The 14,316-nt window shown below is 67.6% G+C and carries 11 protein-coding genes and 1 pseudogene; 4 read left to right on the forward strand and 8 right to left on the reverse strand.

The features are described 5' to 3' along the window. Positions 1-64: 64 nt before the first annotated feature. From WMF29_RS22275 to WMF29_RS22285, 3 genes and pseudogenes are all read right to left on the reverse strand, one after another. Positions 65-910 (reverse strand): acyltransferase domain-containing protein, encoded by an 846-nt coding sequence (locus tag WMF29_RS22275; protein WP_437330760.1) that lies wholly within the window; start codon positions 908-910, stop codon positions 65-67. Between the two features lie 125 nt (positions 911-1,035). Then, positions 1,036-2,331, reverse strand: a pseudogene (locus tag WMF29_RS22280) (acyltransferase domain-containing protein); the annotation flags it as partial. After that, complete coding sequence (locus WMF29_RS22285) at positions 2,306-3,769, reverse strand: methyltransferase domain-containing protein (protein ID WP_437330761.1); 1,464 nt, start codon at positions 3,767-3,769, stop codon at positions 2,306-2,308. The pseudogene WMF29_RS22280 and the gene WMF29_RS22285, both read right to left, overlap by 26 nt. 208 nt (positions 3,770-3,977) lie before the next feature. Here WMF29_RS22285 and WMF29_RS22290 point away from each other — a divergent pair, with 208 nt between their 5' ends. The 4 genes from WMF29_RS22290 to WMF29_RS22305 all read left to right on the forward strand — a co-directional run bounded on the left by WMF29_RS22290 (position 3,978) and on the right by WMF29_RS22305 (position 9,670). Further along, on the forward strand, positions 3,978-7,091 hold the full coding sequence (locus tag WMF29_RS22290; protein WP_437330762.1) for a class I SAM-dependent methyltransferase: 3,114 nt from the start codon (positions 3,978-3,980) through the stop codon (positions 7,089-7,091). 654 nt (positions 7,092-7,745) lie between these two features. Next, the gene (locus WMF29_RS22295; protein ID WP_437330763.1) at positions 7,746-8,651 is read left to right on the forward strand and encodes a PLAT/LH2 domain-containing protein; all 906 of its coding nucleotides are present in this window, start codon (positions 7,746-7,748) and stop codon (positions 8,649-8,651) included. After that, positions 8,648-9,130, forward strand: a complete 483-nt coding sequence (locus WMF29_RS22300; RefSeq protein WP_437330764.1) for a hypothetical protein — start codon at positions 8,648-8,650, stop codon at positions 9,128-9,130. Before WMF29_RS22295 ends, WMF29_RS22300 begins: the two co-directional genes overlap by 4 nt. Positions 9,131-9,214: 84 nt before the next feature. Beyond that, positions 9,215-9,670 (forward strand): hypothetical protein, encoded by a 456-nt coding sequence (locus tag WMF29_RS22305; RefSeq protein ID WP_437330765.1) that lies wholly within the window; start codon positions 9,215-9,217, stop codon positions 9,668-9,670. Positions 9,671-10,136: 466 nt separating this feature from the next. On the opposite strand, the gene WMF29_RS22310 is transcribed toward WMF29_RS22305, so the two are convergent. The 5 genes from WMF29_RS22310 to WMF29_RS22330 all read right to left on the reverse strand — a co-directional run bounded on the left by WMF29_RS22310 (position 10,137) and on the right by WMF29_RS22330 (position 14,299). Beyond that, entirely contained in the window at positions 10,137-10,544 is a 408-nt protein-coding gene (locus WMF29_RS22310; protein WP_437330766.1) for a hypothetical protein, read from the reverse strand. A 120-nt stretch (positions 10,545-10,664) separates the two neighbouring features. Continuing rightward, positions 10,665-11,066, reverse strand: coding sequence for a hypothetical protein (locus WMF29_RS22315; protein ID WP_272092897.1), 402 nt, complete (start codon positions 11,064-11,066; stop codon positions 10,665-10,667). A 36-nt stretch (positions 11,067-11,102) separates the two neighbouring features. After that, positions 11,103-11,486, reverse strand: coding sequence for a hypothetical protein (locus WMF29_RS22320; RefSeq protein ID WP_437330767.1), 384 nt, complete (start codon positions 11,484-11,486; stop codon positions 11,103-11,105). Positions 11,487-11,524: 38 nt separating this feature from the next. Next, positions 11,525-12,613 carry a pentapeptide repeat-containing protein gene (locus WMF29_RS22325; RefSeq protein ID WP_437330768.1) on the reverse strand — a complete coding sequence of 363 codons (1,089 nt, stop codon included), beginning with the start codon at positions 12,611-12,613 and terminating at the stop codon, positions 11,525-11,527. Positions 12,614-12,625: 12 nt separating this feature from the next. Further along, positions 12,626-14,299 carry a hypothetical protein gene (locus tag WMF29_RS22330; RefSeq protein ID WP_437330769.1) on the reverse strand — a complete coding sequence of 558 codons (1,674 nt, stop codon included), beginning with the start codon at positions 14,297-14,299 and terminating at the stop codon, positions 12,626-12,628. Positions 14,300-14,316 lie beyond the last annotated feature (17 nt).

A 14,316-nucleotide genomic window follows, 5' to 3' on the forward strand; every position in this document is an offset into this window, starting at 1 on the left:
GCTCGCGGGAGGAGTGGGTGTGTGATGCGGGGCGGTGGGAGCGGGAAGCGCTCCAGCAGCTTCCTCATCCGTTCCCAGGACATGCGCGCACGCTGCGAGCGGCGAGATGCGCCGAGCGTCGCGGCCGGAAGCCGAAGGAGCAATCCAGGAAGTCTTGCTCGTAGACCGCTTCCAGCACCATGGCTACCGCGCGTTGTAGCACCTTGTCCTCGAAGGTTGGAATGCCGATCGGGCGCGTTTCCGTGCCGATCCCCTTCGGGATGTGGACCCGCCGCACAGGCGGCGCCCGGTATGTGCCGGACTTGGCTCGGTTCAGCAGCGACTGAAGGTTGTCCTCCAAGTTCGCGGCGTACACTTCTCCGACGCTGTGGCCGATGACCGCATCGGGCACGACCCTCCACGCGCGCCACTGGGCCGCGAGCGCGACCTGGAGGGCAAAGAACATGGGCTGCGCCACGTCCGACCGCGACAGGCGCGAGCGCGAGGCGTCCGCCTGCAGCTCGTCCCGCACCGACCAGCCGAGGGGCGGGCGGAGGGCGGCGTCGCAGCGCTCGATCGCCTCGCGGAACACCGGCTCGCTCGCGAGGAGCTCGCGCCCCATCCCGGCCCACGACGCCCCCTGCCCTGCGAAAACGAACACGATCTTGCGACGTGACCCCGGAGGGCATCGCCCGACGGTGAGCCCGGGGCGCACCTCGCCCGTGACGAAGGCGTCGAGCTCCTCGGCGAGCCCCGAGACGGAATCGGCGAGCACCGAGAGCCGGTGGTCCTGGTGCCCCCTCCGCGCCGCGGCCGTGTAGCAGAGATCGTGGAGCGCGAGCGGAGGGCGGCCCCGGAGCTGGGACGACACCGCTCGAGCGAGGGCCCGCAGCGCCTCCGGCGTGTGCGCCGAGAGCGGCAGGAGCGACACCTCCGCCCGGGCAACCGCGGCGGGCGCGGGGTCCTCGAGCGCGACGGGGCGGGCGTCGGCCGGGAACAGGCGGGGCCCAGCGCGGCGAGCAGCTCGGGGACGAGCGGATCCATCGCCGGACTGTGGGCCGCGAAGTCGACCTTGATCCGGTGGCCCGTGCGACCCTCGCGCTGGAGCGCGGCGAGCGCGTCGACGACCGCGGCCTCCTCGCCGGAGATCACGGTCGAGATCGGGCTGTTGTAGCCGGCGACACAGAGGCGCCCCGGGCGCGCGGCGCAGAGGCGCTCGGCCTCCTCGGCGTGCAGCTCCACGAGGGCCATCGCGCCGCTGCCGTTCAGTCGCTGCTGGAGCCTGCTCCTGTGGTGGGCGATGCGCAGCGCGTCCTCGAGATCGAGCGCGCCTGCCACGTGCGCCGCGGCGATCTCCCCGCCGCTGTGGCCGATCACCGCCGCGGGCTCGACGCCCCATGACCGCCACAGCGCGCCGAGCGCCGCCTGGACGGCGAAGAGCGAGAGCTGCTGCACGTTCACGTCGCGCAGCCGCGTGCGCGACGCCTCGGCGAGGAGCTCGTCGAGGAGCGAGAAGCCGGCGAGCCGGCGCAGCGCCCGATCGCAGCGCTCGATCACCGCGCGGAAGACCGGCTCCTGCAGCAGCAGTGTGCGCCCCATGCCCGGCCATTGCGAGCCGCTGCCGGCGAAGACGAACACCACCCGCCCGTGGTGCGCCGCCGCGTCGCCGGCCGAGAGCCCCTTCTGCGGGACCGCGGCGAGGTAGTTATCGAGCGCCGCCGCCGCCTCTGCGCGCGAGCTGGCCGTGACGGCCATCCGGTGCCGCCCCCGGCTCCGCGTCGCCCCGGCCCCCCGGACGTAGCCGTTCGCGCGCGCGTCGAACGCCTTCGAGCGCCCGTCGGGCGCCATGGCGCCGAACTTGGTCATCGCCACGGTGCTCTCGGGAATGAGGAGGTTGACGCCGCCCACGAGCGCCATCGTCGACTCGCCCGCCCGAAGGCTCTGACAAGCGAGGTGGATCGCGACGAGCGACGACGAGCAGGCGGTGTTCACCGTGAGCCTCGGGCCCTCCAGGCCGAGCCCGTAGGAGACCCGTGCGGAGATGATGCTGATGTCCTGCCCGGTCGCCGTGTGCTGCGTGATGTGCGAGGCCCTCCCGGCGGCGCACCGGGCGTAATCGCTCCACATCGCGCCCATGTAGACGCCGGTCTTGCTGCCGCGGAGCGCCTCCGCGGGCACGCCCGCGGCGACTGGCTGGATCGGTACGTCGCGGACCGGGATGTGGTGAGCGCGGCGGCGCGCCGAAGCCCTCAGCTCGGATACTCCTTGGCCCGCCAGGAGGCCGCGCCCAGCCGCGCGCTCCTGCGTGGTCTCACGTCCGCCTCGCTCACGCGTACCCCGCCGCCCCGGCACGCTGGAACCCTTCCTCGAGCTGCTCCTCCATGCGCCGGTAGAGCGCCAGCATCGCCGGCCGCCACGTCCACTTCACCGACTCGGGCCGCACCGCCGTCCGGTACGGCGTCTGCCGCGTGAACCCCGAGGGCAGCACCTCGCACGTGTGCCCGAGCTCCTGATACGCCGTAACGAAATCGTGCCCCCAGCAGCCGTTGTGGCACGCCGAGTACCCGGTCCAGGACGGCGTGTTCTCGAGGTGCAGCACGTGCCCCCGGCAGACGCGGAGCAGCTCGGCGAGGCGACCTTTCAGGTCCTCGGGGCGGGTGTGGAGCAGCGCCTCCGAGGTGAAGACGATATCGAAATGGCCATCCGGGTACGGCAGCGCCCCCGTCGGCGATCCGACCGTGACGTGCGCGGCCCGCCACTCGGGTGAGGCCCAGCCGAAGCCGGCCTCCACCATCGTCGGGCTCTGATCGAAGCCGTGCACGTCGACCCCCTCGATCTGGCTCAGGTTGAGCAGGTGCCGCCCCGGCCCGCAACCGAACTCGAGCACGCGACAGGGCGCGTGGTGCGCGACGTGGTCGGCGATCATCATCTCGGCGATGTGATAGAACGAGTGCCTCGTCTTGCGCCGGTCGTATTCCGACGCCCACTCGCCGCCGCTCTGATGCCAGTACGCGTAATTGGGAGGATGGCTCGACATGGCAGGGTCCCCTGAAAGGCTGGTGCGGAGCAGATGGCCAAGAAACATGGGTGAACACAGGACCTCGGACCGGCTGCTCCCCTTGAGCCACGCAGGCATCGAGTGGTTCGAGAGCATGTAGCAGTAGGCGTCCGGCTCGAAACGCGCGTGGAAGTCGACGAGGCCGTCCCGGGGCTCCGGCGCCACCTCGTCGAGGAAGCGGGCGGCCTGGCTCCAGCAGACCGGCATGATCCACGCGGTGGGCAGCATGTGCGTCGATCCCGGGTGCGCCTCGATGGCCGCCATCAGCGGCACGCTGCCGATCTCCAGCCAGTCGATCGGCCGGCGCGCGCGCAGGTGCGCGGCGACGCGCGCGTAGAAATCCGCGACGACGGGCGCGCCAGGCCGCGCCAGCAGGAAGTTGTTGGCGATGGTCCCGGCCGGCTCGCGGTACGTCACGAGATCATGCTGGTCGAGCAGCGCGGCGAGCGGCGTGACGGGCCGCAGGAGCACGCAGTCGGCGTCGATCCAGAAGCCGCCGTAGTGGCGGAGGAGATACGCGCGGATGTAATCGGCGCGGTGCGCGACATACAGCGCGTCGATGGGCAGATCGCGATCGCTCGTCCAGAGCCTGTCGAACGAGGCGCGATCGAGCACCCGCGCGCCCGCGTGGCGGCGGAGGCTGTCGAGGCAGAGCTCCACGTAGGGCGGACAGGGACCCTCCCAGTACGTCCACACGGGCGGCGCGTCGCGCCTCGACATGACCTCGCTCATCGGGGCGTCTCCTGCCTTACGGGCGCATCTCCGCCGCGGGGCTCTGGGCGGTGCACGGCACAATCTTGCTCGAGGAAGCGGCCGATCGCGTGCGCTACGAGCCGGCGGCGGTTCGCGGTCGGCATGATGCACGACACTAGCGGCGCACGCGCGTCGATGGCAAGGCTCGCCGGGCCCGCGGGCGAAGGGTCAGAGCTCGCACGGCCCCATGAGACTGAAGATTGTTCGTCCGGCGTGTCTCGGATCGGGTCTTGAATTATGTCGAAGGCATGTTATGGCAGTTTCCGTCAATCTGCCTGACGAGCGGATTCTCGCCGCGCCCCATAGTTCGTGTCTCGTTTCGAGTGAGCACATGCCCTTCCGGAACGTTTATGCCTGCCTCGTGCACGAGGACCGAGAGAGCGTCATCGACCTGATACGAAATCTCCACTACCTCGATCCTGCATCGGCAATCCTGCTCTACAACGGCGGCACGAACCGCAAGCTCCTCGGCGACGATTTCCCCTTCGAGCAGTACGGCGCCATGGTCCACCCGGCGCCGCGGCCGATGAAGTGGGGCTACCTGCATGGATTCGCCGTCGATTGCATGCGCTTTGCGCTGGAGTCGCTTCCGTTCGACGCGATGACGATCGTCGACTCGGACCAGCTCGCGACCAGGCCCGGCTACTCGGGCCACCTCGAGGCGTTCCTCGCTTCGCGACCGCGTGTGGGCCTGCTCGGCAACTCCCCCGCTCCTCAGGGTCCCGTCCCGACGACGCCGCCGGCGATCGCCGCCCGCCGCGAGATCGACCTCTGGCGGCGCTTTCTCCGGCGCTTCCCTGACGGGGAGGCGAAGTTCGTTCACTGGACGTTCTGGCCCTCGACGGTGATCACCGCCGCGGCCGCGCGCGACATCGTCTCGCTCTTCCATGACGTGGAGCTCCAGGCCATCTTGCAGCGCTCGCGCATGTGGGCCACGGAGGAGGTGCTCTTCCCGACGCTCACCGCGCTCCTCGGCTATGAGGTCGCCGAGAACCCGTGCAGCTACGAGTATGTCAAGTTTCGCGTCCAGTATTCGGTCGCGCAGCTCAACACGGCATTTGCCGATCCGCGCGTCTACTGGGTCCACCCCATCCCGAGGCGCTCGCAGGACCCGCTCCGGCGCCATATCCGGGCTCGCTTCGGCAACTACGGCGAGCCCGCCGCGGCGTTGCCTCCCGCGAACGCCGCGGCAGAGCGCGCTGGCAAGAACGGCCCCGCCCCACCCCCCGGGCCCGACGCTCTCTCGTGGGCGCAGAGCGCCCCCCGAGACAGACGCGATGTCCTCCTCGCCACGCGCGTCCTCGCCGAGATGCGGCCGATCGAAGGCTGGCTTTCGGACGACGAGGCAGATCTGCTCATCGCCGCCGCCGGCCGCGCCCTGTACGAATTCTCAGCCACCCACGCGTTGGTGGAGATCGGCAGCTATTGCGGCAAGGCCACGCTCGTGCTTGGCCGCACCGCACAGGCGATCCAGCCGGAGGCGCGGCTCTTCGCGATCGATCCTCACGACGGCAGAGTCGGCGCCCGCGACACCGGCCTGTCGGTCACGTCCCCGACGCGCGCGCGGTTCGATTTCACCGTCGCGGCCGCGGGCCTGGGCGAGCAGGTCGTGACGATCGAGAAGCGCGCACCCGAGGTGGCGTGGCAGGGGCCGGTGAGCCTGCTCCTCGTCGATGGCCTGCACGACTACGAGAGCGTACGCGAGGATTTCGAGCACTTCGAGCGATGGATTGCGCCGTTCGGGTACGTGGCCTTCCACGATCATGCCGGTTATTTTCCTGGCGTCATCCAGGTCGTCGACGAGCTCTGCGCATCCGGTTCCTATCGCCGGATCGGGGCCGTGGGGACCCTGGTCGTGCTCCAGAAGGCGCAGCCCGCGGGCGAGGCGCCGCGCCTGCTCCTACGCCGCCCGATCCTCGCCGAGATGAAGGCCATCGAGGGCTGGCTCTCGGAAGAGGAGGCCGATCTGGTCATCACCGCGGCCGCTCGCGCGCTCGAGGAGCTGCCAGCGTCGCACGCGATGGTGGAGATCGGCAGCTATTGCGGCAAGGCTACCGTCGTCCTCGGCCGCGTGGTCCAGGCCCTGCGGCCGGAGGCCCGCATCTATGCCATCGATCCGCATGACGGCCGCGTGGGCGCCCGCGACTGGCGGATCGTGAGCACACCGCCGACGCGGCTCAAATTCGACCGCACGATCGCCCACGCGGAGCTCGGCGCGTACGTCGTGCCCCTCCAGAGGCGCGCGCCCGAGGTGGCGTGGGCAGGCCCGGTCAGCTTGCTCCTGGTCGACGGGCTGCACGATGAGGCGAGCGTGCGCAGTGACTTCGCGCACTTCGATCCGTGGGTTGTCGAGGGCGGGTATGTCCTCTTCCACGATTACGGCGGTGGATATCCCGGGGTGACGCGGGTGGTGGACGCGATCCTCTGCGCAGGCGCGTACGTCCAGGTGCACGCCGAAGGCAGCATGATCCTGCTCAAGAAACGGGCTGCGCCGCTTGAAGCCGGGCCTCTGGCTGCGCGAGGTGTGGGATCGGAGGCACCCGCCGCAGCGCTGGATGCCCCGCCGCCGCCCGCTCCACCGCTGCGAATCGAGCTCTCGGACCAGCCGCTCGTCACCGCGATCATGCCCACGGCCGACCGCCGCCGCTTCATCCCTCACGCGATCCGCCACTTCCAGAAGCAGGATTACCCGAACCGCGAGCTCGTCATCGTCGATGACGGCGCGGATCCCGTGAACGACATCGTCCCCGACGATCCTTGCATTCGCTACCTGCGCTTGCCTTCCAGGCGGACGGTGGGGTGGAAGCGCAACTATGCCTGCCGCGAGGCGCGAGGCGAGGTGATCATCCACTGGGACGATGACGACTGGATGGCCGATAACCGGATCCGCTACCAGGTCGAGCGCCTGCTCGCCGAGCGCGCCACGCTCTCGGGCCTCTCGCGTATCCTCTATTACCAGCCCGCCTCCGGGAAAACGTGGCAATTCGTCTACGGCGGCGGGCCGTCACGGTGGTTCGGAGGCAATACGCTCTGCTACCGCAAGGCGCTCTGGGCGAAGAACCCGTTTCCGGACATCAACGTCGGCGAGGACGCGCGCTTTGTCTGGAGCGATCGGGCAAGTCCGATGACGGCGCTCGAGGACGACTCCTTCATCGTGGGCATCATCCACAGCGCCAATGTGAGCCCGAAGCGGGTGGGCAACAACGCCTTTCGGCCCCTCGCCCCCGAGCGAATTCGCACGGTGATGGGCGACGATTTCGAAGCGTACCGGGCGCTGCTCGCGAGCGAGCGCAGGCAATGAGGGTCCGGTGGACGTCAGGGTAGTCGCCGCACGGGCCTGCATTCCGGCAGCGAGCGCCCCTTGCCTGAAGCCTCTCTGAGCTCGCAGGGCTGATGCCGTCCGAGACGGACAGCGCTGACCGGTGTCCGGTGTGCGCCTCGCCCGACCAGCGCTCGGCATGGCGCCGCCAGGTTCGCACATAGACGCGCTCCCAGGCTCGCTCTCATCGATCCGGTCGTGTGCCACGTAGGAGGCCGGGCGCCAGCGGGTGAGAGCCAGGCGCACCCAGGCGCGCTGCGGAGATCTGAACGGTGATCCGGCACATCGCGGTCTCAGGTCCCGACGCCTCGAGGGCAAGGGCCATGACCAGGAGAGGCGGCTCAGGCCTTCCCTGTCGGCACCGCGCGACCGCCCACGTTGAACCCCAATGTCATGACGACGCAGAGTATGGAAGCAGCGCAACGTCATCCGGACCTGAAACTTCGCTTACCTTTCCAATTGACATGAGAAACCTGCCTGGAGTCTCATGGCCCGGGTCACCGGAGCCACGAAGGCCCCCAGGCGGCAATAGCCTCGCCTCATGGGAAGACGCAGGGGAGTCTACCCGGCCGGCGATGTGGCTGGACCCTCTTGCGAAAACGCTAGTACAACATTTGTACACAGGGCGAACACGCCATGACACAATACAAGATAACGACCGTAACCGGGACTATGCAGTATGCTCAGACATACTCGCATATCTTCGTTACCATCCACGGCAGGCAGGCGTCCTCCAAGGAGTACCCGCTCAAAGACCGCGAGGGGGGCGGCCCGCCCTTTCAACTCGGCCAGACCGACGTCTTCGACATTGACATCGACGAGGAGATCGGCGAGCCCATCTCCGTCACTGTCCGGACCGACAACGAAAATTCGAACGCAGGCTGGTGGCTGGTCAAGCTCACCGTTCAAGACGACATCCCGCGGACGCCGTGCGAGTTCCCGTGCAACGCCTGGATTGGGTCGGACGGTTCTCAACCCAATGATCCCAACACTCCATGGCAGAGGACGCTCGAGCGGAGCTACCCCATCCTCCTCGACTACTGTGAGCTCGGGGAGAGGCTCCCGAACGGCTGGAACGACGAGGGCGGCGCCTCCGCCACGTTCACGATCTATTCCAAGGACTACCGCGTGCGGCTACCGGTGTGCACGTGGCAGCTTGACGACCACAATCAAGTCATCAGTATGACAGTCGCTGCGACAGCGCAGCATCTCGATCGCAACGGCGTCGTCGATGAATGCACCTTGAACCTGGTGTTCACCGCGAACGGAGCCCTGCAGAGCGCTCAGGGCACCTTGACCGCCCGCGGCACCCCGCAATCGCTGAATCTCGACTGGAGCGCGCCGAAACCACCGCCCGCGATCCCTCTGGTCGTGCAGCTGTCCGGCAAGCTCTTCAACGACGCCGGTGGCTTCCTCGTTCAGCTCGGACCCAAGCCTGGCCAGCTCAACTTCCCCGCCATCATCAACCACGTGATCAACGAGATCGACGGGTGCATCTTCGTCCGAGGGCGAGACCAGGTGAATGGAGAGGCGAAGTCATGATCCACGTGAACATGGACAAACTGGGAGCCCTGCTCAACGCTGGCTACGGGTGGAATCAAGAAGACGGGAATGCCGCGAGCTACAACAACAATCGCTTCTACTACGTGGTGTGGAAGCCGGACACCTCGGTCTCCTATGGAGAAAAGGGTCTGTTCGTCTCGACGAGGATCGACCGGCCGGACACGCCGCCCACATCGGATTGTTGCGTACTGATGCTTTGGTTCGACGACCAGGGTACCCTTATCCAGGCGGGCACCCACATTAACCTGGACACCGGCAATCCAGCGACTAGCGTGAGCTGCTCGACCGTCACCGGCGCCAGCGCCGAGGATATCGCGGAAGACCTTCAGAAGGCCATAGCTGCTCAGATCCAGCAGTACTCGGGGGACCGGCCTGGCCGCGCGAACTACTCGAACGTGGTGAAACGCCACATTCTCGATGTCAACGCCTGCATATCGCTTGACAGCCCTCGGCTGTGAACTACACAGACCGAGACACACTGAGACCGAAGCACGACACACCTGAACCGAGACAGCAGAGCGAGAGAGAAGAAGGAGATCGACATGTTGGATCTGCGACCGATTGGTGACAAATCAGTTCCTGGTGCCAAGTGGCTGGTGGCGGCGGCTCAGGGCAAGCGCAGCCTTTCCGCCCAGATCATTAACAACCTCAACGAAGCCATCCAGGTGGTGAGCTATAGCCTGAACGGCGACGCTACGGACTGGATGGATGGCATGTCGCCTTATGACGGCGAGATCATCCCGCCTGACGGCAACAACGCCATCTGGGTCGGAAGCTACATCAACAGCGTCAGCTTCGATCATTTCGGCTTCACGATCAAGCTTTACTGCGCTGGCCAGACGGTCACGATCACGGGGAACAAGCCGAAGACTGGCGCCGCCACGATAACAGTTACACCGCAGAGTCCGCCAGGGCTTAATATTCCTACGCCCACGATCGCAAACGCGACTGGCAACTACCCCAATGGCACAGTGTCCATCAATCTTTCGACTACTTAGCAGCCTGAGCGATGAGCCGGCTCAAGGCCGGGAGGCTGGAAGCAGCTCGAATCTTCCCACCTGCTCTTGATCACCGATCATTTTCATCGGTAGCCTCCAGCATCTTCGACAGGGGCACTTCCCGCCGGCGCTCGTTGTGATGCGCAGGAGCCAGCCAGCCGGAGGCTGCGCTGGTGAGCGGAGCCGAGCGCCGCAGCTCGATGCGCTCGACCTGTAGGTGCTCCGGCTGGTTCTGCCGTCCGTGCGGGGTGATCCTTCGTCCGTCGTCTCCAGAGGAGCCGGGCAGCGCCGCCACCTTCAGGCGAGCTCGCCGTGCAGCGCCGGGCGGCTCCGCTGAGCCCGCGGGCAGCTGCACGGCGAGAGCGCCGGCCGGTAGAGCGCGAGCAGCTCAGGTGAGCTCAGGGAGCCGGAGGCGGCGCAGCCTCGGCGAGGCGGACCTCTCCATCGAGCGCGTCCCCTTGGCCTCTCATCCCGCTGGCGGCGATTCGGGCCGCGGCACCTCCTCCAGCGTTACCGAGACGACAACGGCGTCGGGCCGCCTGTCATCGACCTCGTAGGGGAGCACCCGGAGGACGTCCTTCAGGGTCTCCTCGGGTTGAGCGCTGAAATCGAACGCGCCGACCCACGGGAGGGACCACGACACCTTGACATACCCGTGCACCGACCCGACCCGCACGAAAGCGCTCGTGCCGGCCACGATCTCCTGGGATTCGCTGCCCCAGACCGCAACCGACTGCTTCTGGATGTCAGCGCCCTGCTTCCCCTCCACGTCTTTCGTCCAGATCCCCCGGAGGACGGCGCAGCCGTGCACCGTCAGAGTCTGATTTGTGTTGTTCTGAAAGATCACCTTCACGCTGCGATACGTGGTCGCCATTGCACCCTCCGGCGCGCTCGAGGCGCGCACTCCTTGTGTCCCACTCCTGCGAGCAGCGCGGGGCGCCGCTCGCCTCACCGAACCCTTGCTCCCCCGGGCCCCCCGTCGTCCCTCCGTCGCTCATTCGCCCCTGTCTGGCGGAGACCCCACCAGGCTCGGGACGAGCGTCACCAGGACAACAGGATAATCGGCCAGCTCCGTGTTGTAGCACGGAGCGAGGGACGCGAGCCTGTCCGGAACGGTGACATCGACCGCGAGGTTCTGCATGCCAGACAGCGGGACATGCCAGGTGATCTTGATGTACCCCTTCGTCGACCCGAGGTGCAGGTAGCCGTCCACGCCGGTGAACGCCTTCGACAGGCTCATCCACCTCTTCGAGCCCTGCTTCGGGATGACGTCCCCGCGGACGGGCGGCCCTGCCGGGCCCCACTCGCCGCGAATCAAGTTGAAAGATTCGATCGTCAAAAGCTCGTTGGTGCTGTTCTGCAGGATGAGATCGATGCTCTTCCGAATGGCAGCCATACGTACCTCCTCTGGAAGGTTCCCAGCCCGCGCGCCTCACCGCAGAGGGTCTCGGTGAGGAGGCAGCGTGATGAGCACGGCGACATCGGCCGGGTCGTCGTCGTTCGTGTAAACGGTGATGCGTCGCGCCACGTCGTCGTGTACGGGCTCGCAGCGAAGTTCGCCCACCCACGGCAGATGCCAATGAAGTTGAAAATATCCGGTCGTCGAAGCGAACCGAACGAATGCCTCGGTGCCGCGCCCTAGCGTGCTCGACTCGGTCCCAAAGGTGCGCGCGCTCTGCCGCGCGACGGTCTCACCATGGCTGATGGTCCGCCCGGCCGACCAGGCGCCGACGAGCACCTCGGCCCCCTCGACGGTGAGCGCCTCGTTGGTCGCGTTGAGCAGGATGACGCGAACACGGCGATAGATGAGCTGCACGTCGTTCCCCTGGAGCGGTTGAAGAGCGTTGTGGGTTCCTATCGAGATCGGGCGGCCGGCGCTGCCACGCCAAGCGCAGAGGCGAGGTGCGCGCCCTTGAAATCTGCGCCGTCGACCAGCGCGCCCGAGAGGTTCGCCCGGGTCAGGTTCGCGCGCGAGAGGCGCGCGCCCGAGAGGCGCGCACCCCTGAGGTCCGCGTCGCTGAGGAGAATGCCTTCGAGGAGACAACCCTCGATGTTTGCTCCCAGAGCAACGATCTGCGCCAGGCACGCGCCCTTCAGCGAGGCGCCACGGAGGTCGGCGCCCGAGAGATCGGCGCCCGAGAGATCGGCGAGGGACAGGTCGGCGCCCTGGAGATCGGCGCGAGAGAAGCGCGCCCGCACGAGCTCCGCCCTGTGGAAGACCGCGGAGCGAAGGTTGGCCTCGCGGAAATCGGCGCCGCGGAGGTGAGCCCGAGAGAGCTTTGCGCCCACGAGGCTCGCGCCGCGGAAGCTCGCCTCGCGGAGATCGCCCTCGCTGAGGTCGACCCGGTCGAGGCGGGCGCCGGCGAAGCTGAGCTCTCGAAAGTCCGCGCGCCGGAGGTCCGCGCCGCAAAGATCGACGCCGTCCATCGGCCATAGCGGGAAATAGCCCGCGCGGTGTGCGCTCACGAGGAAGCGGGCCCCGCCGCTCGCAAGCGCGCGCACCTGCTCCTCGACCGTCCAGTCGTTCTCCGAGAGCCCCTCGGGGTAGAGACGGCGAAGCCAGCTCGGGGTGTCGATGTCGCCGGACAAGCCAGCTTGCCCTCGGGACAGGGGCATCGGCTCGAGCGCGCGGACGCTCGTCACGGCGGCGTCGATGCTTGGAGCGTGCACCGCACCCGGGACCGCAGCGAGATCGGGCCCGGCGTCGAGCAGCACGAGCCTCTTGCCGAGGCCGAAGGCGGCGCCGACGGCGACGATCTCCGCGCCGCTCCGAGGGCGCACGACGACCACGGCGTCAGCCCCGGCGAACGCCGCGGCGAGCTCGCCCAGCGACGCGCGGCCGGCGTCGATGCGCTCGACGTCGTGAGCGAAGGCCGAGAGCCCCGCTTCGATCTCCGTCGCAAGAATCTCCGTCGCGCTCGCGACAAGGATCACGTTCGGCACGGCTTTCCCCTGTCACCAGATGCGTATGATCTTGAGGAGACGCATGCATCTGGGCAGCGAGCTTGCGCCCTCCGTCTCCTGCGTGAACTCGCCGTTGAAGGTGCCTGACTGGAGGGGGTAATACTCTGACGTGCTCGCCGTGACCTGATGCTCGTGGTCCGCTCCGGCGAGCTCCTCCGTTCCGTAGTAGGAGCTCTCGTTCGCTGTCCCCTCCGGCCCCGTGCGCTCGAGCTCGATGCTGACCGGATGCGTATGCTGGATGCCATGGCTGTGCATGGTCTGCCACTTGAATTGGTGTGTGTGCGCCGCTCCGCCGCCCACCTCCCCGGGCGCCTGATCGCCGGCGATCGGCAACACGAGCCTCTCGTTCAGATCGGGGACACGCAGGCCTGCGAGCTCGCTTCTCGCATCGACGACCTCCGAGCCATCGCAGAGCTGGAACCCCGCGGGGAGCCTGGGGCTGTTGCGCTCCTCCGGCCACAGGTACCAGTCGAGGATCGCGCCGATCGGGAGCTCCCGCTCGCCCTCTGTTTGCCTCTCTCCGTTCTGAAAGACGAGCCCGTCCTTCGCATAGATGACACCGTTGACGGTCAGCTCGCTCTCGGCGTCAGACGTGCCTATCCCGACGTGGCCGCGCTCTGCGGACACCACGAGCGTGGCGTCGGTCGTCTGAGCGTTCGCGCCCGAGATGAGCCGGATATCCCCCTTGGAGATCACCGCGAGCGAGCTCGCCTTGAAGGCGATCCCGTCGGAGAGATGATGGCTCTGCCCCGGACCGTCTTCCAAGATCCCAAGCTGCCCATCTTCCGGGAGCACCAGCGCGCAGCCGGCGTCGAGCGCGAGGGAGCCTTTGACGTGGAGCCTGGACCGTGGGTTCTCCGTGCCGATACCGACACACCCGTTGCTCGCCGCGGCGAGCAACGGCCGCCCGTCGCCGAACCTCACCACGGCGAGCAGCTTGTTACAAGGTTTGGCGACGACCTCCAGGCCCACGTTCGAAGGAGCCACGCCGCTGCCGACGCTCATCGAACCGTGGACGGCCACGGAGCCGAAGACGTCCATCTCGCTCGCCTGGAACTGGAGCTCACCAGGCTCTATCGCGGAGATATTCGTTCTATCGTCCCCCGTGCCAGCGGGGTTGAAGGTCACATGGTGGAGCCTCACGCCGCTGTATCGCCGTCCGGCTACGTCGATGGAGGCAACGTAACGTTCCTTCGACAAACCGATCGTCGCCAGCAGGATCTCGATCGATGGCTCCTCATGGCGATCGCGGCGGGTCGAGCGGGCGGAGACGCATCGGCAGGAGACGCGCGGCGCGACGACACACGCTCTGAACTCGAGCCCGCGCGCGTCGCGCGCCGGCGAAGCGGCGTCCTCGTGGTAGCAGATCGTGATGCGAAAATTCCACGGCGCGACAAAGGACTCCGGCCGCTGGACCGCACCAAAGTCGATCTTCACGGGCGCGGCGAGGGCGATCTCGCGGCCGAGCGAGTCCAGCGCGAAGCCTGGCTGCACCACGACGCCTTTCGGGTCCTCCGGGTCGAGGACGACGTCGAGCCCGCTCGCGATGCCCCATGTGTGGAGCGCCCGATTGGCCGCTCGGTAGCTGTCGATCTGATAGCGCTGCTCCTGCGAGAGATCGATCGCCCGGAGGAGCTTGTCCGCGGTGAAGCTAGGCCTCTCCATTCCCGACCCTCTCGTTC

The organism is Sorangium sp. So ce381 (genome assembly GCF_051473845.1).
GTDB lineage: Bacteria > Myxococcota_A > Polyangia > Polyangiales > Polyangiaceae > Sorangium > Sorangium atrum.